The sequence below is a fragment of the Neorhodopirellula pilleata genome (assembly GCF_007859915.1).
In the GTDB taxonomy this organism is placed as follows: domain Bacteria; phylum Planctomycetota; class Planctomycetia; order Pirellulales; family Pirellulaceae; genus Rhodopirellula; species Rhodopirellula pilleata.
Map to the genome: position 1 here is coordinate 1 of NZ_SJPM01000008.1, position 24287 is coordinate 24287.

General features: G+C 54.4%; 12 protein-coding genes and 1 other RNA gene. 4 read left to right on the top strand and 9 right to left on the bottom strand.

Annotation, left to right across the window (positions count from 1 at the left end; all coding sequences use genetic code 11):
• Positions 1-531: 531 nt before the first annotated feature.
• Together Pla100_RS31695 and Pla100_RS31700 are read left to right on the top strand one after the other, a co-directional pair.
• Positions 532-852: a hypothetical protein gene (locus tag Pla100_RS31695; protein ID WP_231603182.1), complete on the top strand. Its 321-nt coding sequence runs from the start codon at positions 532-534 to the stop codon at positions 850-852.
• 42 nt (positions 853-894) lie between these two features.
• The gene (locus tag Pla100_RS31700) at positions 895-1086 is read left to right on the top strand and encodes an iron dependent repressor, metal binding and dimerization domain protein (protein WP_261344811.1); all 192 of its coding nucleotides are present in this window, start codon (positions 895-897) and stop codon (positions 1084-1086) included.
• Here Pla100_RS31700 and Pla100_RS18050 read toward each other — a convergent pair.
• The 4 genes from Pla100_RS18050 to Pla100_RS18060 all read right to left on the bottom strand — a co-directional run bounded on the left by Pla100_RS18050 (position 1083) and on the right by Pla100_RS18060 (position 6067).
• Positions 1083-1289, bottom strand: a complete 207-nt coding sequence (locus Pla100_RS18050; RefSeq protein ID WP_146579107.1) for a hypothetical protein — start codon at positions 1287-1289, stop codon at positions 1083-1085. The genes Pla100_RS31700 and Pla100_RS18050 overlap by 4 nt on opposite strands.
• A gap of 43 nt (positions 1290-1332) precedes the next feature.
• Positions 1333-1479: a hypothetical protein gene (locus Pla100_RS30910; protein ID WP_231603184.1), complete on the bottom strand. Its 147-nt coding sequence runs from the start codon at positions 1477-1479 to the stop codon at positions 1333-1335.
• A 420-nt stretch (positions 1480-1899) separates the two neighbouring features.
• On the bottom strand, positions 1900-5364 hold the full coding sequence (locus tag Pla100_RS18055; RefSeq protein ID WP_146579108.1) for a WD40 repeat domain-containing serine/threonine-protein kinase: 3465 nt from the start codon (positions 5362-5364) through the stop codon (positions 1900-1902).
• A gap of 76 nt (positions 5365-5440) precedes the next feature.
• Positions 5441-6067, bottom strand: a complete 627-nt coding sequence (locus Pla100_RS18060) for an RNA polymerase sigma factor (RefSeq protein WP_146579109.1) — start codon at positions 6065-6067, stop codon at positions 5441-5443.
• Positions 6068-6292: 225 nt separating this feature from the next.
• Here Pla100_RS18060 and Pla100_RS18065 point away from each other — a divergent pair, with 225 nt between their 5' ends.
• Positions 6293-17347, top strand: coding sequence for a choice-of-anchor Q domain-containing protein (locus Pla100_RS18065; protein ID WP_146579110.1), 11055 nt, complete (start codon positions 6293-6295; stop codon positions 17345-17347).
• A gap of 334 nt (positions 17348-17681) precedes the next feature.
• On the opposite strand, the gene Pla100_RS18070 is transcribed toward Pla100_RS18065, so the two are convergent.
• From Pla100_RS18070 to Pla100_RS18090, 5 genes are all read right to left on the bottom strand, one after another.
• On the bottom strand, positions 17682-18233 hold the full coding sequence (locus tag Pla100_RS18070) for a hypothetical protein (RefSeq protein ID WP_146579111.1): 552 nt from the start codon (positions 18231-18233) through the stop codon (positions 17682-17684).
• Between the two features lie 39 nt (positions 18234-18272).
• The gene (locus Pla100_RS18075) at positions 18273-18488 is read right to left on the bottom strand and encodes a hypothetical protein (protein WP_146579112.1); all 216 of its coding nucleotides are present in this window, start codon (positions 18486-18488) and stop codon (positions 18273-18275) included.
• A gap of 175 nt (positions 18489-18663) precedes the next feature.
• Positions 18664-19042, bottom strand: a transfer-messenger RNA (tmRNA) gene (gene ssrA, locus Pla100_RS18080).
• Positions 19043-19184: 142 nt separating this feature from the next.
• A complete protein-coding gene (locus Pla100_RS18085; RefSeq protein ID WP_146579113.1) occupies positions 19185-19760 on the bottom strand; it encodes a hypothetical protein in 576 nt (191 codons plus the stop codon).
• 222 nt (positions 19761-19982) lie between these two features.
• Positions 19983-23048, bottom strand: a complete 3066-nt coding sequence (locus tag Pla100_RS18090) for a protein kinase domain-containing protein (RefSeq protein WP_231603185.1) — start codon at positions 23046-23048, stop codon at positions 19983-19985.
• Positions 23049-23295: 247 nt separating this feature from the next.
• On the opposite strand from Pla100_RS18090, the gene hemC reads away from it, so the two are divergent.
• The gene (gene hemC, locus Pla100_RS18095; protein WP_315853482.1) at positions 23296-24267 is read left to right on the top strand and encodes a hydroxymethylbilane synthase; all 972 of its coding nucleotides are present in this window, start codon (positions 23296-23298) and stop codon (positions 24265-24267) included.
• The last annotated feature ends 20 nt before the right edge of the window (positions 24268-24287 follow it).

Below are 24287 nucleotides of genomic sequence, written 5' to 3' on the forward strand. Positions count from 1 at the left end.
GCATGGAAGTGGGAACAACTCAAGCCAGGAGTTCACACCGCCAGAAAAGAAGATCTCGGTATTAGCTCCGAGGAACTAAACTTGCGCAATCGCATTGCCGCCGCAACCCCAAACTTTTAGCAGGCCAGGACAGTCCCTTGGGACACCTAGACACGAAAAAAGCCTGGTTTTCCGAAGAAAACCAGGCTTTCGAGAGTGGAGGCGGGGAGAATGTCAAAATTTTAATCACTTCCAGCTGATTCAAAATTCGCAAGTGCCTGCTTCAGATGGACTTACGGCTTTCACCTTGTTTCCTCGCATTGATTCTTATCGGAAACTTTATCGGATAATCAGAAGCGTCTTGTGGCTGGTACTCGATCGGAAATTTGCGAGAATGACCACGGGCTAGGGTGGCCACCCGAACGTCGGTTTAACTCACCCGTTGCCCAGTTTCTTCTGAGGTAACCGAAAGAGGTATCGGTTGTGTCTAAATACGATCCACAGGGGCTATTAGCTTCGCAACTTCAGATGGCTGAAGAATACGATCACATCATGAGTATCATCCGTGAGACGTTGAAAACACGCGACCGAGCGGCGGAAAAGGGGAATCGCAAGGCGTACGACAGCCTCAAGTCCCTGTTCGCAGAGTTGATTTCTGTCTGGGGAGCAGGAAACGTCGCCAGGCCGCACCAAAGGAGTCTTCCCTTGCCGTCGAAAACGCACCACCGAACGCGGCCGGACCATGCCTCCGAGGACTACATCGAAGCCATTGCCGAGGCGATCGATGATCATGGCCAATTCCGAGCGCTGGATTTGGTCACCCGCTTCGCAGTGACGGATGCAACGGTCAACTACACAATCGCCCGGCTGTAGCGCGACGGGTATGTCGAAACCGCCCCGTACCAGCCCATTTCGTTGACGGCCAAGGGAAAACGGTTGGCTGCGAGATCACAGCAACGCCACGAAATTGTCAAAGATTTCCTCAAACGCCTTGGCGTCAGCGACCGCACGGTCGAGTGCGATAGCGAGGGGATGGAGCATCACGTTGGCAAAGAAACGCTCGCCGCCATGCAGCGAGCACTCACCGACGGCCTGCCACCGGCCTAGCGAAACGCCAACTCCCGATCTACGCTGCCGATCGACAGATCCAGGAGTGGTTGCATCCAAACAAGCAACTGCGAAATCGCCCCTAACCGACCATCGATCAAGCAACCAAACCATCCGCCACCACCGCCAAAGTGGCTCAATTCTAGGTTCTTCTCGGAACGGAGTGGCACGTCGAGGGTGGGTTGGTGCCATTGAAACAGCATCGGTTAAACCAAAGGTCAGGTTTCGCGACTCGATTTCGTGGCACTAACCGTCAGGGTTGTCGATCAACTCTTGCAGTCGCCTGCCGAGATCGATGGGGAATTTTGCTGGCCAAGTATTGTCGAGCAAACCGATTTCGATCATGTCGAGTAAGTGAACTCGGTCTTTGAGTCGCCAAGAATTGAGTTTCATCTCGACCAGAGGTTGCAACTCAATGACGTGGAAATTGTCGTCCCGATGAGATTGCTCAACGTCGGGTGTCGCCGGCGTGTAACAGGATTACGTGGACAGAGCACTGCAGTGGCTATTGACTTGCTTCAACCACCGGAAACGCTGGATTGAAGAGTATTTACAGCAGTTCGCGGCGAATTTTGGAACTGCTCCGCTCAGCGACGAATCGAAACGGAACAAGCAGAATTTCACGAAGCGACACCCCGGATCGTTGCAGCGACAAGCGATTCCTGGCGATGTCGCTGGCGGATTACTTGGAGCTTCTAGATTAGCCTCCCGATGTTCGGCTAATTCGTCTTGCATTGACCTTCACAATTTTCGGCCGCTGAATCGCCCTACCATGCGATCGATCTACCATGCGATCGATCTTCTATCACGGGATCAATTTCGTGACTCGTCCTGAAGACTCTGTTCTGGTCGCGAAGAATGCTGGGCGTCGTCAATTTCTAGATAAGCATTGACTCGTTCTTGCTCCACCTGCTTCGTAGAAATAGGTTGGTTCGAAAGGTCCCAAATGGACAGTTCTGATCCGGCGAGAGCGAGGAGTTTGGTACCTGAGGGATTAAAGTCGAGCGCACGGACCTTAACGCCATTGCCAACGATTTCGTGGACACACTGCGAGCAATGGTTGTCCGCAATCTGCCACAAGCGTATTTGTCCGTTGGATTCTCCGGTTGCCAACTGAGCGCCGTCGCAGCGGAATGCCAATGCCGTGACGTTCTTGTCGTGAAGGCGTGCAACTGACAGCAACTCTAAAGTTCTTGCGTCGTAGAGTCGGACTTTGCCATCATCGCAACCGGTCGCAAAAACTTCGCCAGACGGACTCAGACAAAAGACCCGCAGTAGAGAGGGCTCAAGTTTTTCTATCATCAGTCTGCCCGTCACGAGATTGTGAAGACTGGTTTTCGTAGCCAGTTCTCCGTCTCGTTCGAATAGCGTTGAGATCAGGATCGTGGGGACCTGACCAGCAGGAAACATGAAAGTGACATTTGACTTCTTTCCGTCTAGGAAGCTATTGATGTCCCGACAGAGCACCTCGGCATAAGAACCCGCGGCCTGTTCACGCTTGATTGAAAACTTATTTGGATGTGCCGCAGCAACGTACCTGCCTCCGGGTGCGACGGCGATATGTCGCATTCGCCAAAACATCGTCGCACACTTCGAAAAAGAGTCCGTTTCGATATTGATCAGATCCGAGACGTTGTGTGTGCCACCATATTCTGATCGTGTGCCGATAAATTTGTCCCGGCAATACGAGGTGGCTACGTGGTTGTAAACCTCCTTGAACAATCGAGGCGAGTCATGCTTCCCAATTTCAAAAACCGACATTCCTTGACGGCCGGCTAGGCAAGCGGCGATGACGCCATCCTCAAGAAACAACGCACTGGGTGCATCGTTAGCGGCGAGTAGCCTTGTTGCACTGACCGCAGGAGTGGGATAGGCGTCAACACCGATGAATCCTGAGACCAGAATACCGGATGTATCGTTCCATCCGACACGTCTGTCTCGATCATCGCGACAAAAAGTGGTGTAAGCAGGCCGCTGATTTTCGTCGTCGAACTTCCACACTTTTACCGCATTCTGGCCGCTTGATTTTTCTATCGTCGCAAAAAACGGCGCGTGGGCAGCAGGCAAGATTGCGGTTTCAGGGGCGAGCACATCAGAGGCCAAGCGATTGATTAATCGACCATCTGCCGCGTCGTGCAAGGTGATGCTCGGCTCGTCCCACCCAGCAATGGCCAACATGCTGTCGTCGTAGCAGACTGCCATTGACTGTATCTTGCTAGAAGACAAAGGGCCGGTCCAAATGGTCTCACCCGTTTCTATATCTACTGCCGTGAGTCGTTTGTTTTTCACGCCATAGGCAATTGACTTCGTGTGAGCCGTTGCACATGCAAAGAACTGATCGGAAAGTACTCGCAGTTCAGAATTTTCGGTGTCGAGAGCGAGTGTGCCTTTTGCTTTCTGAAGGATGAGAGTTTTTGAATCGGCGGCAAACAATAGCTGGCTATCAAATGTACCCGACGGGCGAAGTAACTCAGTCGGCACGTCAAGCAGCTTTTCAAAAGTTGACGCGTTGTAAAGACAGACTCGACTACGATGCCGTGGCGATATCGCAAGCAGCTTGCCATCTGGTGAAACCACCGAATGGACTAGATCTAAATTGACTTCAAGTTGCTTAGATTGGACTACCTTTCCTGTGCGAGAATCAATGCAGCGAATGGGGTCGGGACTCTTCCAGGGAACAAGGATGACCCTGTTTCGCGATGGAGGAACAAAATGGATTCCTGAAAGTTGACCGACGGTATCGCCGGGATGGGTGTAGATCGTACGATCAGCCCGGGCGGACAAATATTCCCAGTCCTGGTCTCGAAGATGCTCAGGGCACGCCTGCAGATACTGTATCGCCCGCCGGCCGTTTCCAGCTAAGTACGAAGCCTCTGCCAGAGCAATTTGTGTTTTACCAAGCTGAGTTACCGCTTCGACTTCGCGTTGCTTGGCATACTCTTCCGATTTCTTCGCAAGCAGCTCAGAATTCTTTGCAGACTGTTCAGATTCTCTGGCTTGTTCAGACGCAGCCTTTTCCTTTGACGCGCTTTGAGTGGCGGCGACGGCGTAGTAGTTTGAGACAATTGTTCCCATCACTAGTGCAAGAAACACACTTGCCGTCAGTGATGCGACTACCGGATTGCGGCGTGCTGATCGGCACAGACGTTCGAGTGCGCCGGCAGGGCGAGCCAAAATCGGTTCGTTGTTAACAAAACTGCGTAGGTCCTGCTCCAATTCGGCCGCGTTTTGATAGCGATCCTGTGGATCTTGGGCGATCGCTTTGTGGATGATCGTTGCTAAGTCTCGCGATACGCCGTCGATCACTTGTGTCAAAGGTGGAGGACCGCTCTTGGTAATGTCATGGACGAGTTGCCGCTGATCGTTTGCGGCAAACGCCGGTGTGAGCGTCAACAGTTCATACAGCGTGATCCCCAGTGAATAGACATCACTGCGAGGGTCGGAGTATCCCTGAAAGCTTTCAGGAGGCATGAAACGAAGTGTTCCCAATAGGTTTCCCGTGCCCGTTAGCTCCAGTCCATCATCCAGCTTTGCTAAACCAAAGTCAGCGACCCAAACGATTCCGTGTGCATCGAGAATCAGGTTCGCGGGTTTAATATCTCGATGCTCAACTCCATACGCATGCGCATGATGGAGGGCTGACGCGACTTGAGCACCCATCTCAGCCACAAAACGTTGATGTGACCAATCAAACGGCGTCCGCTGAACGCGAGCGTCCGCAATCACCCGATCCAGCCCACGGCCCTGAATGTACTGCATAGCATAAAAGTGCAAATCGCCATCGCGTCCGGCACCGAAAACCGGAACGATATTGGTATGGTGCAAACGGGCGGCTGCCTGCACTTCACGTTCAAAACGTCTGACTCGATTTTCGTCTTGAAACGAATGCGGGGGCAGAACCTTGAGTGCCACATGTCGTCCCAACGCGGTTTGCTCAGCTTCGTAAACAACGCCCATGCCACCGCGACCAAGCTCGCGAACGATGCGGAATTCGCCGATGTTGGTTGGCAATTCGTGGGGCGGACGTGGTTGAAGTGGCGATCGATTGCGGGCAAACCGATCGTCGACAGTGTCGTTGAGATTGTCCAGACTGATTCCAGCCCGCAACATCGCGATCAAACTTCGTGGTTCGGCCTCGGCCCGTTCAAGCCATTCGCTGCACGTCTGGCACTCGCCGACGTGTTCCATCACGGTCTCAGCCATTTCGTCTGAAACCGCGCCTTCGATCCAATCCGCAAGCGTCGAGGGATCGGGGCAGTGCTGAGTGATTTTGTTCATACATCAGTTCTTCGCAAAACCGTTACTGCAAAATGGAAGCCGCATTTCCACAACATCATCACAGCGCGATCGCTCATCACAACGTGCTTGGCAAATCCTCGCCCAGTTCTTCACGCAGTCGCCGCAGGACCCGAAACCGCGATTGTCGAACCGCCACTGCGGTCATGTTCAGGCTCTCAGCGATCTCTGATGTTTTTTCACCGTCGATCACCGACCGCCAAAAAGCCTGCCACGTCGGGGGGGCAAAATCCGTCTGCAAAATTGCCAGTGCTCGCGCCGCTAATTGCATCCGTGTCTTGTGCTGTGAACCAGGGTCACTGTCTTCAAACGGGACGTCGGGCAACTGGTTGATGAGACGAAAAAAAGACAAACCACCTCCAGCTTTCACTTGCTGAGCATCTTTGCGTTGCCAATCAGCGATTTTGTTTTTCGCAATGCCCCACATCCATCGCCGCAGGCTTCCACTGCGTTTCGCGTCGTGTTGATAGTTGTTGAAACTCGTCGCGACAGCGGTGAAAATGTCTTGGGCGATGTCGTCAACGGCACTCGGATTGACTTCCGCACGGCCGATCCATTCGTAAACAAGCGGCCCGTACACCTGAAGAAAACGCATCCAGGTCTCGTCATCACGTGCCGCCATTCCCGCCAACAAACTGGCCGACGTCGTTGAGGAGGTCGGTGAGGAGTTCGTTGCAGGTGACACGGGTGGTCTTGGTGTGACGAGTTAAACAAAAAACGGTTTTCGCATGGGGAGTATAAGCGTCCAAGTCACTGCAATGTCAGAAAATCGTTCAATTCTCTCTTGGGAGCTTCGTTTTGGCGTAACGGTTTTACGAACAACTATTGAGGCGAGTTGCATCGCACCCCTGTTGGTGCTGATCGGATTGAACCACTTGCTTCGATCGTGCCCCACTCGCCAGGTGAATCTATGTATTTTTCCAATCGTTTCTCACAGGTTTTTGGATGGAAACCGAAGCCACAGCGGAGGCAAGTTCGCGATCGACGCCGATTCCGCCGATTTGAAACGCTCGAAAAACGGAATCTGCTGGCAACCTACGTCGTCGACAGTCTCACCGATGACGGCAGCGGAACGACCCTGCGCGAGGCGCTGGAGGCAGCTTCTACCAACGAAGCTCTGCATGGACTCCCTGCGGGCGAATCGAACGACATCATTCGTTTTAGCGAGGCTCTGTTCCGTGACGGACCAGCGACGCTCACGCTACGCCCCGACTTGCATCCAGAGCGTATTCCTGGGGCGCTCTACGCGTTGGGACAGGGGGGACAAGAAAGAACAGCGGGCGTAAGCCAAAAGAGCATCTCAATCGTCGGACCGGGACCGGAACGATTTACCATCGATGCGGGCGGAGCTGAATCCATCTTCGTTGTGGAAGATATCATCGACGTTTCGGGAATGAGGATAACGGGAAGTACAGGCCGCGCCATCAGGTCCGGGGGCGCATTTGACCTGACGCTCGAAAATGTCTTGATTGATGGCAACGCCGGCGGCGGCGTTGAACTGACGCAGGGTGTGTTAACAGTAAAGTACAGCACGATCGAGAACAACGGATTTCTTGGTGACGAAACAATCGCAGAAGCTGGCGGTGCGATTGATGTTACGGCGTCAGTCGAGGGTAGATTACCGACCCTCGTGGTCGAAGACTCACTCATCCGTGGAAATCAGGCACACCGGGGCGGCGGGATTTCAGTCGATAGGGCAACCGTTGTCGTCAACCGTAGCACGATTGTGGGGAACACTGCGGTTGGTGACGTCATTGGGACTTCCAGCGGAGGCGGGATTTACGTTGTTCAAAGTGAATTTAGCCTTGCCAATGCGTCGCTTGTTTCGGTTTACGAATCGGAGATCGCAAACAACGACGCGGTTCTCGGCGGCGGTATTTACGTTGCCGGAGCAGGGCAAGTTGTCCAGGTGCGAGATAGTGTTCTTGACGGCAACACGGCGTCGGAGTCCGGTGGCGGCGTGCATGTCTTCACGGGTTTCAATGCCGGTGTGGCAGCTCAACTGATCGTCAGCGGGAGCACGGTCTCGTCGAATCAAGCACCGATTGGTGCCGGTATCGATAACGTCGGTGGAACCATTGAGATATCCAATAGTACTTTCTTTGATAACGAGGCAAGTCAGAATGGCGGTGCGATCTCGTCGAGGCGGGTCACTAGCCCTGTTGCATCGGATGGTCCCGCGACCACACTCAACAACACGACGATTTCAGGTAATCGGGCAGCCGGATTTGGTGCGGGCATTTTTCACGACCCACAATCTGGCTCCATCAACGATCCGAAACTACGACTGATCAACACGACAATCACACTGAACGATTCCTTGGCCGGTGGTGGTGGTCTCGCCGTCAACGAGGTCGTGGGTTTACCGACGGCAAAACTCGTCAATACCATTGTGGCCGGAAACACATCCGTTGCAGCGCCAAGCGACATTTTTCTGATGTCGGCTGCACCGATTCTCGTGAACGAAAGCCGATTCAATTTGATCGGCGATCCCGCATCGGCAGGAGGACTGCTCGACGATCGCGACGGTTCGCTGGGAACTGGGAACATCGTGGGTGATTTGCTCGGCCAACCGATCAACATCGATCAAATCCTGTTCCGAAACTTGGCCGACAATTTGGGCAACGCGCCACTGTCGCCACTCTTCGGCACCAACAAACGGATCAAGGCTCCAGCGGTCCATTCACTGAAGTTGGACAGTCCCGCACTCGATGCTGGGACGCCGTTTCTCCCTTCGGCAAGCGAGGGAATCCTATTTGATGAGGCTGGTGCTCCGATCATCCCGACTTTGCGGTATGAGGACGCACTTCAATCCGACGCCCGCAGTTATCCGTTTTTGCGAGCGGATAGTTCGATTGGTGATAGCGGCTTCGTATTGGGACGCATCGACATTGGCGCGTATGAAAACCAGTTTCGCCCCGTGTTCACCAACCATGAGTTAGTGGTCTCGACGTTGGTAGACGAAGATGACGGTGACTACTCTTTTGGCGATCTATCACTTCGCGAGGCTGTCAAGATTGCGAACTTGTCACCGAATGCCAATGGTATTCGTTTCGCATCGTCATTGATCGAAACTGACGAAGGAATCATCTCGACGATTTTCTTGACGACGCCCATCGAAATCGTGTTTGACTTAGTGCTTTCAGGGCCAGGGTCTGACTTGCTCCAAATCAGCGGTTCCAATCAGACACGCATGATCGAAGTCGGACCGCTCGCGAACACGTTCATTTCTGGTTTGGCATTAGTCGATGGGGTTGGAGAGGGTAGCATCGCTAACTTCGATGGCTTTGACCTCCGAACACAGGGTGGCGCATTATTCAGCGCTGGTAACACAACGATCCAAGACGTTTTGTTTGCTAACAACACAAGTCGTTACTCAGGAGATGATTTTAATGCCGCTTTTGCTGGCGGCGGCGCAATCGCAAACGTAGGAAGCATGACGATCAAGGACTCCGTACTTCGCGATAACCATTCTGAAGCGATGGGCGGTGCGATTGTCAATTTACTGTTTGACTCTAGAGATTTCAGGTACTCCGTACAAGATAACGAACTGCATATCGGACCGAATGTTCTTCTCGAAAATAACGAAGCAGAAATCGATGGCGGCGCGATCTACACACGAGTGCCGCTGACAATTGAGGATTCAAAGCTAAGCGGCAATATCGCATTGAACAATGGCGGAGCCATTTCTACTGCCATTGATAATGTTTTGTCAAATACTGGTACTCCACGTCAAACAACCTTAATCCGTCGAAGCGAATTGAGCGGAAATCGATCAGGGAAGCATGGTGGCGCTATAATTGACTTGAACCCAAATTCCACCGTTGAAGTCATCGACTCCACAATCAGCGGAAACCGAGCTGGTTCGGCCACTGCGTCTGGGAACATCCGCGGTGGAGGCATCTATGCAAGTGGAGGGCTTCATGTCGAGCGAACAACGATTTCCGGCAACACCGCCGAAAGCAGCGATTTGGGAATTGGCGGTGGCATTGCACTACGATCGGGCGGCTCTGTCAATAAAATTCTCAGCAGTACGATTTCAGGAAATATCGCACGGGGCAAAAACGCAACCGGGGGCGGTTTTCATACCTTCGAATTACAGGGGATTATACAGAACTTCGACTCGACCCTTATTATTGACAGCACGATCGCAAACAATCGAGTTATTGGAAACACGAATAGCTCTTTCGTTGAAGGCTCAGGGCTTACGATTGCTGACAGAATTGAGTTGTCCAACAGCATTGTCAGTGCCAATACGCAACAAATTGGCTCGGGGGCCGTGACGGTGGGAGAGCAAGTCTCGTTGTTTTTCACGGTGACCGCAAAACAACCGAACGTGATTACGAATATCTCGACCCAACAATTAACTAGAATTGTGGGGGCGACGACTTATAAGGACGATCCGAATCTTTCTTCGCTCGCCGACAACGGCGGTCGCAGCGAGACGCAAGCTATTGGTGCGACGAGCATTGCAATCGACAACGGCGAACGACTCGGTCTGCTCGATCAACGCGGGTTTCCCGTCACGGACCAAGCGGGCTCGATTTTTGATTTACGTGACGACGATGGCAAAGTCGGTGATATCGGTGCTTTTGAATCGAGCCAAGTTACGGTAGTGCCGTTCACGGCGGAGATCCGTGGCGCCAGCCAATTCGGAGCCGGTAGCGCAGCCGTCTTTGGTCAAGGTTTCGATGATGGGTTGCCCAACAGTACAATTTCCAAAGAGCCCGGTTTCTTGGGGATTGAATTTGACCAGTCCTTCACCGTGGGACCAGGTGTTTACGAAGATCCGTTTTTCGGTACTCAGTGGGGCGGTGACGCAACGGTCGACTTTGATGGTCGTCTGGGGCTCGAGTATGGATATTATGTAAATTCCGGCAGCGTCGATACTTTCTATGACGGTTCGTTTGCCTACTCGCTCAATGAAGTCGGTAACGGTGTTTTCGTGATTGGTACCGGATCCGTGCTAACCGACGGCAGCGTTTACACGGTGTCGCCCCGAGTCGGAGCTTTCGTGGACTTGGTGTTTGAATTCAATGCCAACATCGGTGGACGTGCCTGTGTCGTGTCATGCGCCCAGGGCAATATTCCCATCTCGATTGATGAAACAGTGCCACTATTTTCGATCAATCGACAGGAAGAAGACGATGCTGGCAACCTTCAATTTGTGAGGCCCGATGGGACGCTGACGTCCGACAGCAATAACGGCAACAACCCGCCCGCGTTCGATGGCGACATCAATCTCGCGCTGATCGACTACATCAATCTGATTTCTTCTGGATACAGCAAAGCCAAAAAGCTCGTCAACTCACTGGGTGATGCCCGCGAGAAAACACGCAAGGCAGAAATCGATAAGGCCGAGGGTAAGGCAGGAGATCACGACAAGACCATCCGAGAAGGTAAGGCTGAAGAGCAAGCAGCCACGACCAAGGATCCGGGAGCGAAGCAGTCCAGTGGCGGTGCCGGTCTCACCGTTTCATTCGGTCAATCCGAAGATTTGCTCGGCGTTGAAGTCGAACTCGGGATCGGAACCAAGACACCGAAGATCGGAAAACTGGGATCCGTCGGGATCTCCAAGTCACTTGGCAAGCTCGCATTGACGGTACCGGAAATCCAACTTTCCGACCAAAGTTTCGATAACGAACAAGGTACCCTTTCGGCAAGCACCGACGACTTTGGTTTGGGGTCGGCGCTAGATGCGAAGCGTCAGATCGCCGCTTTGTCTGTCGATGTGGGTGCTCTCGGGCCGTTCGGCGTTTATGAATTCTCGGCCGGGCCGATCGATGTCGAAGCCACCACGGTCTCCTATGTCATCACGCCTCGCTTAGCGCTGTCGCAAGACATCAAGGTCGAACCGTTCTTTGATGCCCAGCACCAAGCGGGTTTTGATTTTACGTTCGCCGGTGGAGGCACGATCGATGTGTTTGTCGGGTCAACCGCGACCGCACTGAAGGTCAACACAGGCGATTCGATTTCCTTTATGCCAGGAACGGAAATCCGAGTCGATGCGGGCACCAAGATCGTCAACATCGCTCCGTCAATGACCGTTGGCAACCGGTTCTCCAACGACATCGGGCTGGACATTGACCTGCAGGGCATGCTGGAGATTTTGCGGCTCAAACTGAACGCGTTCAGCCAGGAGATTTTTGATCTAGGTCCCGTTTATGAAAATACTCATACGCTGATCGATTCATTCGACCTTGGTTCGATCTTTTCCAGCACATTCAATCTGCCAGCAACGAAAACGAGGCTGGCAGCTTTCACGCTTGGCGTGAACGGTGCCGGATCGCGGCGAGATGGAGCGTCACCTGGCGGTGCATTCTTAATGCAATCGGGAACCACCGCTCGAGTCGAACCGCTCAACAATCAAACGACCTACTTCACGATTCCTCTGGTCGGTCCCGATGGTGTCATCCATCAAGACGTGCTGTTTGAAACGACCGGAAATGAGATCGTCCAGATTCGTCCGCCGTATGGGGGAACGACACTCGAGTTGCTCGATGGCGATGGCCGGGTTCAAAGTAGTTTTGAGTTGGATGTGGCCGGCACGACGTTTGCCAACGGTTTGGGGCCTCAGACGTTCCGGCTTCGCGGCTTCGAAAACCTTTTAGGGAGTGCGGCCACGTTTGGCGTTAAGTTTGCCAGTGAAACAACGCGAGATATCACGGTGACTGTCGCAGGCGCTGAAGCCCCAGGCGCCATTGGTGTTCACACCGAGCGATTACTGACCGATGCGAGACAAGCAGCGTTCGAGTCCGCCGCAAATATCTTTGTACGTCAGTTTGACTTGGCGTTGGATATTGATGGCGACGGATTCCTGTCGCCCACCACCGACGGCACCTTGATCGCTCGATTCATCGAGGGGAAATCCGGTGACGCCCTGATCGCAGGCATCACATCAGCCGACGTCATCTCAGACACGGCAACGCGAACCAACGCAGCAGAGATACTCGCCTACTTACAAGGGCTGCGCGTCAAGGGGCGATTGGATGTGGATGACGACGCAAGCGTAACCCTGAACGACGCCGTATTGATCTTGCGTCATTTCTCCGGCATCGGCGGCTCGTCAACGACTCAGCAAGGACTGACCGATGGCTTGACATTCGCTCCGGGTGCAAAGCGAACCTTGCCAGCAGATATTCGAGCATTCATTGACGGTGGCCAAAGCCCAACGTTGAATTCCACGTTCGCTGATGGCGTGCTGTCGTTGTCCGATCGCTCGGGCATTCCCACCTTCCGTGTGTCCAGTTCCGCCGTGACTGGTTCCTCACCGTTCGCCCCCGTCTTGACACCTTTTGTCGATGGCACGGGCGTGTTCGCTCTCAGCACTTTCGGTGAGAACGTGATCTTCGATGAGACGTTCTTGGTGGACAAGGACGATCCGAGTATCCGCACCTTGGTCCGCAGCCGCGCAGACGGCACTCCCGGCCGAACGATTGATCTTCCCGATGAGTTTCGCAAGTATCTAGGAGATCCACTATCGCCAGAAATCGATGTTTTGGTCGGCCGGTTTGAAAACGCCGAGCGAACTCCGGTGCTGGGCACCGACGAGCCTTTATTCGTCCGTGTGCCCAATGCGGAAGGCTTCGAGTTCACGCTACCTGCGGGTGTTTCGGTCAGCGAGTTGCACTTCGATCCCAATGTTGGCGGAAATATTTTCTACCAACACACGGAGGCGAATTCGGGTACGACAATCGACTTTGATTTGCACATTCCCGCGACCGGCGAATGGTTCGAAATATCGATGAGCGAGCCGTTCACACTGCCAGTTGGCGTGTCGACTTTTGAACTCTACCCGCGTCCGATCGTGACCCCACGAATCCTCGATCCACGTGACGGAGCGGATGCTGATCTGGATCTAACAGTTGGCTTGGTTTTAAGAGGTCCCGTCGCGCCGGCACCCGATTTGACGGTGAAGGTACTCGCGGATCGTCAGCAATTGTCGGACTTGAACGAGATTCAAATTGGCGTCGGCTCGGATGCAACCAGCTTCGAGACACGCATCGCCCGTGATGGAGCGTTCTTGGAAGTCAGCACCCATGGCGTACAGACTCCGTTGTCGAGTCAAGATATCTCCTTGAATGTAGAGGTTACTAACGACTACCCGGCACAGGTCCTCAAGGGCCTTACCAGTGGGACTCGACTTGCCTGGGAGTTTTATTTTATGGAACCGGGGGTGTATCAAGTTTCGGCTTCCTGGGACGCAGATGAGAGTCTGTCCAGCGGCGTGATCTACACCACTACGCATTCGATTCCTGATTCCACCAGCATTGCGGTCGACCAACGCCGCGAGGCAAAACCAGACGCGGTCATTGACGGTATCAACTACCAAGATTTGTTTGAAACCCGTGTGATAGACGGATTTCTATCTGTCCAAATCGACAGGTTCGGTTTTGATGGATTGTTCAGCGCAAAGGGCTTGCATATCCAGCGTGTGGACCAGACTGCCAACGTCGCTGTGGTGGATAACCCGGCGATGGGAATCCCCTTTGGATTGTCAACGCAATACGATCGAGAGTTTGCCGGAAGATCGAGTGTAACGGTGAATGCCACAGGGCTTCGGGGTGGTACAACTACCGACACCTACAGTGTTACGATACCGAACGAACCGTTTCAATTGGTGGACATTCGTGGGATTGTCGATCTGATCGTGCTCAGCGGAACGACCCAACATACGATTGACGTTTCGAAAGTTCTTGACGCGACCGGTCTGACTCTCTCCGTCGAGTCAAACAATCCTGCGGTAACAGGCTCGATCACGAGCGATGTTTTGACGATTGATTTCGCTAAGGATGCTTCGGCTAAGCTCGTCATCACTGCGAGAGACGCTTCGGGCATGTTGGTAGGAACGGACACCTTTTTCGTGACGACAGGGATTCCAGACCTCAGTTCGCCAATCGTGCTCGATCCCGTCCCTGATCAAATTCTTCAGTGGAAAAACCCTCGGTTGTTTGAATTCAATGGCAGGCTTCGTGATTCGTTCGGCGGGGTGTCATTGACGTCATCGGATATAGGAGTGTTCATTAACGGCGGATATGTGTTCGAGCCAGGCCAAGGGTTGAGTCTTTATGCGGGGATCACGAACCCGAGAGAGTATGCCATTGAGATGACTTTCGAACTTGGCGACAGGACAAACTTTCAAAAACTCCTTGACTTTAAAGACCTCACCTTGAACACGGGGTTGTACAACATCGACGACGTGATCTACTTCTACCGCGAAAACGCGAGCGATGTCGATTCCAACATCAAAATTCAGCGAGGAAGACAGTACAACCTTCTGTTTACTCGAGTCGACGCCACCAGCGAAGTTCAAATGTTGATTGATGGAGAATTGGCGTTCAGCTTCATTGACTCAAATGACCAAGCCGTTTTAAGCGAAGCGAACGCGGTCGTTCACTTTTTCAAAGACGACAACCAAATATCTGGAGACGTCGCGAGCGGCATTGTCACGGAAATCAGGATCGACAACAGTCCCGTCGTCGAAACACCCGCCGAGCCGATTTTCAGCACTCGCTACACCGATCGTACCGCATTCACGTACGCTTCGTTGTTTGCCGATACCACCTTCTCGCTACCCAATGAAACTCGCACCGATCAATTCTTGAAACTGACCGGAAAAGCCGGTGCCGACGATACTCTCATTCTCGATGCTCGTACCGGGCCGCTCTATCAACCGTTCAGTTTTCATGCGGAGTTTGGGAACACGGCACCGACCGGTGGTTGGACCGACAGGATCGAGGTGCAAGGAAAGGGGACTCATGTTGATCTTCGCGAATCCGACATCCAGGGCATCGGTGTCATTGATCTTCGCGGTGAGGGTGCGAACACACTCACAGCGACGGCGAAGGCATTGTTCGACAACGACCCCACCGGCAATCCGTTGCTGGTGATCGCGGATGCCGATGATTCAGTGATTCGCTCGGATAACACTGTATGGACAAAATTATCCGCACAACAAACCGATCCGGTGTCGGGGTTCGCTTTTGATATCTACACCAGCGAGTATGTCGTCCCTGGTGAACCGACAAGGATACAAACGGTGACGCTCTGGGTTTCAGATCCCACGTCGACGACTGCGGTGGCGACGCCAGTTGCCGGTCCCGAGTTTACGTTTCCCACGTCAACACTATCTGTGGAACTCGTCAACAAACTGAAAGCACCGGGGCAAATCGTCTTGCTGCCGCCGTCCGACGCCAACCTGACCGCAGGTGAGAAGTTCACGGTTGACGTGCTGTACAACGTGGACGATGCAAACGGTTTGATCCCGCCAGCGTTGTTAGTTGAAGTTCACTACGATTCGTCGAGAATCCGGTTTACAGACTTGCCGTTTGTGCTGGCCGACGGCTTGGTCAACGACATCGATTCGGAAAGCCCCGAATTTGAAACCGTTGACGATGGCAACTTGCGAACGGATCGCACGATGATTCTTTCGTTCACGGATTTTTTGGGGGCATGGCCCGCAGGTGCAACGTCATCCACGAAACTCGCCACGATTGAATTTCAAGCTAGCGACGCGACCGCGATCAGCGAAATCCGGCTGACGGGATTGTCGTCCAACGGTTTCGTTTTCGATGCCGAGGACTTCGCATTGCTGTCGATTGATGCCGAGCCACCGACGCTCGTCGTGCCCACCCCCGTCGTGTTCGAAGGCGACGCGGCCGGAGGTGCCCGGTCCAGTGCTGGTGCTGTTGCGGCACTTTTCGCGACGGCGATGACAACGGATGAGGTCGACCGCAATCCAACGCTCACCAACGACGCGCCGGCAACGATCCCAGTCGGTGATACTCCGATCACGTTTACGGCGATGGACCTCGCGGGCAACATGACGTCTTCGACAATCACCATCACCGTGGTGGATACGACTGCCCCAGCCCTGACCGTGCCAGCGGACCTCACCGTTTCGCCCACGGCTTCAGGAAGTATGTTGTCGAGGATCACCGCTTTTTTGAATGGGGCCACCGCAACAGACATCGTCGATGCAACGCCCGCGATACAAACGAACGCGCCAGCAACCTTTTCCGCTGGAACAACGTCGATCGTTTCCTTCACTGCCGTCGATGCCGCAGGCAACCAGACCATCTTGTCCGCCGAGGTTACCGTGACGGATGTCTTTGTCGTCGACGCAGAGGGGCAAACGATTTCGCTTGCTCAGAACAATGCACAGGACCCTGGTATTAGACGGTTTGACCTACGTGGCTTGGGTAACAACACGTTAATGTTAGATGCGGACGTCATCGGCAGGGTGTTCGCGAACGGAAGAATCGACGTCATCTCGGATCCAGGTGATGTGATTGAGTTTGACGATGATTGGGAATTTGATGCCGTCGAGATCGTCAACGGATTGTTGGTCAGGCGATTCTCAAACAACGGCGCAACGATCAACCTGTTCGGCCCCGATGACTTCTCCAATCCTCTCAATCCGTTTGATGTCAATTCGGACGGCGTTGTAACCGCAGTCGATGCGTTGCAAGTGATCAACGAACTGAACAATCCTCGATTCGCTACCGGCGGGACGAATGGGACTAATGGATTCCCGGATATCGACCAACTGGATCTCTCGAAGTTTAGTTTCCTTGATGTGTCTCGAGACCGACTGGTAACGGCCCTGGACGCGTTGCAGATCATCAACGAACTGAACCGTTCTTCCGGACAAGGTGAAGATGTGACTGTGCCGTCCCAGATGCTACCCCCTATTGGCATCCACCGCGCTGTTGATTTGGTCCAATTCGATGATCAAACACTCAGACGCCTGAGTTCGGTCGATCCGTCCGATCGACAACAGACGCCGCCAACGAAGTTCTCAAAGTTAAGCAGCCCTGGTTTCACGATCCCCACGATTCAACGCATTGAAACGAGCGAGCCGATGGTTTCAATGACGGATCGCGATGAGGAGCTTTTGCCAATGTCAAGGTCGATCATCGATCAGATCATGACCGACTTCGAGCTGTTGCATGCCACTGATTAGAATCAGCGGTCGGCATCGAATTCTTTTGGTTCATCGGCAGGCTCGTGAAGCCACCGTTGTTCAGAACGCTGAGGGCGATGGTGTTTCCTGCTCGATTGAAACTGCACTGCCCTGGGGGTCGACTGACAATCCATGCGCAGGCTAGCAATGCAATGGTCCCCAGCACGCTTGATCGCGAGAATCGTCAGTTCATCTGCACGCGCAAACGCTCCGACTCGAAATCGGCATTCTCGCAGCAGTAGTCTTTTCGGGCCGATTCACTGCCAGGAAAAAATAAATGGGTCAAACCCAATGCTGTTCGGCCTAAGTAATGCACTAACAGGATTTTCTCGGGTCAAGTGGGGTGCGCTCCCGAAAAACTTTCGGACGAGCGCGCCGTTTTGGCAGCCCGCGCACGCCCGTCCGACGTGCGAAAAGAATCTATGTTCAATCGGGTTGTGTTCACTGCAGTAACTCGGCAGGTGTCAAGCTGACAAACCTGAGTGCGTCCCCAGGCGGTGACTTGGTCCGTTTCAGGACGATGGAACTCTTGCCGGATGAACTTCTGATACTTCCTGATGGCCTGGTGCAAGCTGGCTGATGGTGTGTTCGAGCCGCGAGCCTTTGCTCCGCTGATCTCTCGGCTACGAGTTTCCGCCGATTTGCCGTCGCTGCTTGAATGGCTCGGTGGAATGTCTCGCACGTCCACTTTGGACGTCATCGAGATCCCAGCTGACTCGATCGTCTCGTGACCTTCCTTCCATGCTTGAACCTTGGCGGCATCGATTTCAGTCAAGGATTGCACGACCGAATCAAGATCATCACTACTTGGGATGTCATCGAAGGATTCCAAGGCCGCCAAGCCGATTTCGTAAGCGCGTTGGTCCTCCGGGACAAAGGAGATCACCGGGTACTTTTTTATCTGTTTGGCGATGGCGAGGAGATTCTAGGGCCATTGTGGACGTTCTGCGCCAGAGTCCGCTTCATGTTGCTCCCAGAGCTCGCGGAGCTTGCGTTCCCGAATCTCAGCTTGTTTCTTGACCTTGCCGATGATGAACTTGTGCTGTTGCTGTTTCCCGGTCTTGGACGAGATCCAGCCGATCTGCCGTGAGTAGTAGCCGCGAGGATCGGGGGCCCATGTTCGACGCGTTCGGGTTGCCATTTGTCCACCTCAATTCCGGCCTTATCGGAAACTTTTGGCCGAAAAGCGGGGGCTTATAAGAAACTTTATCGGAAACTCCAGAGGTTCGATGACTTTGCGTACGTCCGCAAACGCCTATAAAACCCGTGAATACCAACAAAAATAGCCACTTGCTGAGTTTCAGCAAGTGGCTAATTAGTGGAGGCGGGGAGGATTGAACTCCCGTCCCGCGATGCATCCACGATGCCGTCTACATGTGTAGTCAAACCATTTGTAGAGACTCGAGGTCTCCTTTTCGCTTCATCGGGCGCTGTTTGACAGGCTCCCCAATCGGCTAACTCAAATCTTGTTTAACGACCCGCGTCTTGAGTAAGACGGGTCGCGATCCGGAATTGTGACGGACATTCGGGCGACTCCGGCGATCCCCCTCAGTCCGCGCTACCTGTTCTTAGGCGGCGAGTGCAAAGTTTTCTTCTGCAACTAAAATTTGCGATCAGATTTTTACGTGGCCTTCTGATCAACCACGACACGCAGGCATTCGCTTCTTGACAACCGGTCGATTCCAAGTCGCCCCCGAGTTAAGACGTCCAACCTAATCGGACGTCGCGAATCAGCCGTCGTCACCCGAAAGTGTCAATCCGACGGCTTTTGATAACCTACCAGACGAAGGGTCCGGCGGAAAGGTTCACTGGTTCGTGTTTATTCGTGCTGTTCGTGTTATTCACGCTGTTCGTGGGCCCGGATTCCAGGCAGATTGCGGCGACGACTCAGGGGCCGCGACTCGGGCAGGTCGACCTGGAACTCTTCTTGGAATCGGCGGCGCTCGACGGGGGTCGCGTAATAGGCTAGCCAAGTCTCGTTGTCGTCGATGCAACGCCATTCGAGTTCGTTGCCGGGTGAGGCAAGTTTCTTTTCACAGCACGACAAGATGTCGCGGCAGATCAACGTGTACAGTTCGCGATCACTGAGATGGTCGGTGCAGGACAGTACGATATTTTGGGATTGCAATCGCACGAGCGTGTCAATCAGCGTCGCTTCCAATGCGGTATCGTCGAGTGATTCGGGCGCGGGGATCGAGAGAGGCGGATCGAACCAGTCTCGGATCGGCAAAGCCGGGGCCCGTTCCCATGCCAAGATCGAGGCTAAGTATTCGTTTTCCTGCTTCAATGGCATTCGGCGGGTCGTCGGATCATCGATCGACTCGTCGCGGTAAGGCTCCAGCTCGTCTCTCAATCGAGCGTTGTCGATCATTAGATCCACTTCATCGATCATCGGTCGACTTGTCTCACTCATATCCATGGTTTCCGTGCCTTCCCAATTGCAATAGGGTGGTGCGTTGCGTTGAGGAACGTTCCTCACACTCCGTTTTCGATGCACCCAAATTATCCGGAGTTGCCCGGGGTTCCAGCGATAATTGAGTCAAAACGCGGACTTCGGCAATAAATTGAAAGGCCTCGGTTGGCCTGATCGTTACGAACGTTAATGATTGCCAAAGCACGTTCCGTCACCAATTGCCTAGGCGTGAGCGGCGACCCATTCTCGCCAGTTCTCCCACTGCTCAGGGGTAACGGCGAGTTGAGGCAAAGCGGGCAGTTGAACGGTTCGGCCAAGCTCGGGATTCTCCATATGGACCGATAACAGACCGTTGATATCGATCTCAAATCCGAGCCGCCGGACGGGTGCTTCGTCGCCATGATCGACGGTGATCGAGTGCCTCCCGAGCGTTTGCCACGCCTCGTCGTCGACGCCGGAGGATTCGACCAATGCCAACGTCAGTTGATTGTCTTTCGTCTTGCCGCCGAGTTGCCGATTGGACCGTGCGGGCGTGCTCGTTTGACGCGAGATGATCGGTAAGATCTTACGTTTACCCCGTTGGTCCGCCACCACAAACCCGACCGAATGCGAGGTCCGCGATTGAACGGGCAGCAGTCCGCCTCGGTTTCCGGGAAGTTCAGCGGCGACGCAAGCGACCGCCCCGCGGGCCGCGTCGGTGTAATCAAAGAACTCGAGCTGGACATTGGGAGGTAACCCGGCGAAAACGCGTTGCCGGATCGGCGGTAATCGCAAGATCGGACTGAGCACGAAACATCGGGTCAGCGTTTCAATGGAAATGTTGGCGCGCTCGCAAGACGTTTGGATCGCGTGTTCGATCGCTTGCAATAAATCGTCGCAGGCGGCCAGCCACTCGTCTCGGGTGATCGTGATCGTTTGCGTTTGACCGAGATGCTGAATTTCGACCTTCGTACTGGGCATCAGCAACAAGGAATTCATCGCCCGTTCGCCGGCCATTTGAACCTTGGCGGCGTAGATTAAACGTTGCCGCTGGGAGTCGGCGGTTTGGGAGTCGGCAGAGTGGGAATCGTGCCGCGGGGCGGTCGCCGGCAAAGGGGAAAGTTTGGACGAGATCAATTCCACCAACCGCGACGTCCAAACGATCGAACCATGACGCCAATGTCCGGCGGACGCCAATTGCTCAATCTTCAAGTTGCGTTTGCGAATCACCGCGACATCGAGCGCTTGGCCGGTCAAGCCGACATACAACACAGTGGCATCAAGGTCATCAATGATCGCATCCGCGTTCTCTTCCTTGGAATCTTCAAGCTCTTTGTATTTGTGCCGCGCCGTGGAGCCATTTTGGGACTGCTCGAATGCGAATCGTGTCACGGCAAGACTGCGGTCGATTAGTCGGATCGAAGGCAACCCAGCGAGTTGGGCCGCCGTGTGAATTCCTCTCCGGTGCAGCTGGTCGTAACAGGTAGGCACGGTAATCGCAACGGCGTCGGGCCAACTCTCGTGGCGATGCCAGTTCGATCCCAGAACCGTGTCGATCGAATGATAAGCTTTGCCGCCCGGTAAACCGATTTCGCTGATCAGGTCGGCATTGGTGATCCCAGCGTCGCGTGCGAGCTCGTGGTTCATCAACGTGGTGCCAACAAGGTGTCGCAAACAAAGCGAGGTGGCAACTTCAGCCGGACACATCCGACCGTCGATCCGACGTTGAAGGTCGGGACGATCGAAATACATCAGTTGGCAGTGGGATACTCGTCGCGGATGATTTCGACGCAGCTCATAGGCGGGTTGACCGAATAACAGCGACGACGAGTTGCCCGACGAACCAGCGGAGGTGATTGGCGAGGACAACTCGGCGACTGCCATGCGGAAGAGCGATTGCGGCCCGCCGTCACCCGCCACAGGCCAACCCGCTTGAATCCGTCGGTCCGATAAGCCGACGGCGGTGGCGGCGTGGGTCATGCCCAGGTCGATGCCCAGGATGCTTAGGCCTTCCGTGGAAGTCGAAGTGGTTTTCCGGTTTGGTTCGCCCGACGTCGAACCTTCGTCGGATAGTTTGCGCTGAGAAAAGTCAAGCACCCACGCCGGCGTCGAGCGATCGTTGTCGTAGGGTGCCATCGCACGGGCGACTTCGTCCATCGAACCGTAGCGTTCGCCGGGACGTTTGGCCAACATGCGGCGAACGACATTCGCTAACGTCAAATCAACGTCTTGTCGAAACGACATCAAATCGGGAATCTCGCCGTGCCGATGCCCATAAACTTGATCGATCAATTCACCTTGAAACGGTGGGTGTCCGACCAACAAATAGAACAACGTCGCACCGAGAGAATATTGGTCGCTACGAGCATCGGCGGACTCCGGATCCTCGAGTTGTTCCGGCGAAATGAACGAGAGCGTGCCAAGAAGCGATCTGCGTCGAGACGACACGATTTGCAGCGATGATCCTGGGCTAGGTGGATCGGACGAATCTTGAACGCTTGACGAATCGGCATTCCTGTCCGCATCGGAAGATGTCACGTCTGGATATCCTGGCTCGCCTGACCGCTCAGCCGAGTGCCATTGATACGAGAACCGGGCCAACCCCAGATCGAGAAGTTTGATCGTGCCCTCGCGGGATCGCATTAGATTGCCCGGCTTGACGTCCCGATGGATGATCCCGGCGGTGTGGGCGTGATGCAACGCGAACGCGGCTTGCCGAATCGCCGAGGTCGCATCGCCGATGGACATCGGCCCTTCTTGGGCAACGGCTTGCGACAACGTCACACCGTCGACGTACTCCATCGCCAAAAAGTGAATCCCTTCGGCTTGCCCGGCGTCGAAGGCAGTCACGATGTTGGGGTGCATCAATCGAGAAGCGGCACGAATTTCTTCGTAAAATCGATCCACGCTGCTAGCCCGATGGAGCCACCGAATCGGCAGAATCTTGAGCGCGACGTTGCGGCCCATCGATCGATGCACGGCCATGAAGACTTCGCCCATGCCACCGCTGCCGAGTCGTTTGCCGATCTGGTAGCCGCCGATGAATTCGGGCAGACGGGATTCGTCGGGGTCCTCGGATCCCTGCCCCGCGATTTTCCGGCCGTCATCCGCCGCGATCGCAAACTGGCTGCTGATGGCGAACGAATCGTCGTTGTCGCCTGACGAGTGCTGATCTGGCGCGAGTGTTTGCTCGCCCGTCCCGCTAAGCTGAACGACATCCGCCCACGAATCACCCGATTCGGGTTCGATCGAACCCGATTGATTGGCACCCATACCGGGCGAATCAGAATCGTTTGGCAAACTGTTCAAGGGGAAGCCCAGTATTTAGACTATCGAACCAGCGGACCAAAATAACCCGATTCTGGTTCTTATCGAGCTTTTGACTCATTTGAATTCGGAAACACTCCGATTCGTCGAGCGAGGCAGCAGTTCCTTCAAATTGTGATGATTGTGCCGCTCGGATGATCGCCCGCACATTGGGCCCATTCCCGGCTGACCGATTTATGTTAGGCCATTGTGGTCTTGATTTCGACAACTCTTTCCACGGTTTCCTCTCTTGGCCGCTTCCTCCCCTTTGCCTTCCCGTACCCTGCGAATCGCGACCCGTGAAAGTCCGTTGGCGATGTGGCAGGCTGAGTATGTCGCCTCCCGATTGGCGTCTTTCGGATTTGAATCGGTTCTCGTGCCGCTGGTCAGCGGTGGTGACACGGACATGCGTCCGATCGACGGAACTCGCCAAGTGGGCGTTTTCACCAAGCGGATTCAGCAAGCTCTCGTTGACGACGAGGCCGATGTGGCGGTGCATTCACTCAAGGACCTGCCTACGGCCCACGATCCGAGGTTCCACTTGGCGGCGGTCCCGGAGCGAGAAACCGTACTGGACACCTTGGTGACGTTGGACGGACGAACGCTCAGCGAACTTCCCGCCGGGGCGAAAGTCGGCACGGGAAGCACCCGGCGGATGGCTCAATTGAAAGCCCTTCGCGGCGATTTGGATATTCAACCGATTCGGGGCAACGTACAAACGCGACTTTCCAAATTACGGTCCGGCGAGTTCGATGCGATCGTGCTGGCCGAAGCCGGCGTCGTACGGTTGGAAATGCACGACCTTCCTCGATCCTCGCTCTCACTCGTCGACATGCTGCCCGCACCCGGCCAAGGAGCATTGGGGATCGAAGTCCGCAGCGAGGACCACGCGGCTGTATCGGCGGTCGGGCGGTTGAACGACCGCTCGGCGAGTTTCTGTGTGACGGTCGAGCGGACGGTTTTGGCCGAATTGCACGGCGGTTGTTTGGCACCGATCGCCGCTCACGCGATCACCGAACCGACCAATGAGGGAGCCATGAGATTGTCGATCACCGCTAGGGTAATGTCGGCCGACGGTCAAACGTGCCTGCACGAGACGGCAAACTGCAAGATTACCCCAAGCGATTCGCTCGATCGGGCCAAAGACCTCGGTCGGCAAATCGCAGAAAAACTCAAAACCGCCGGAGCCGAAGCACTCATCCAAGCCTCTCGCCCCGCGTAAAGTAGGCTGGGTCGCAGCGA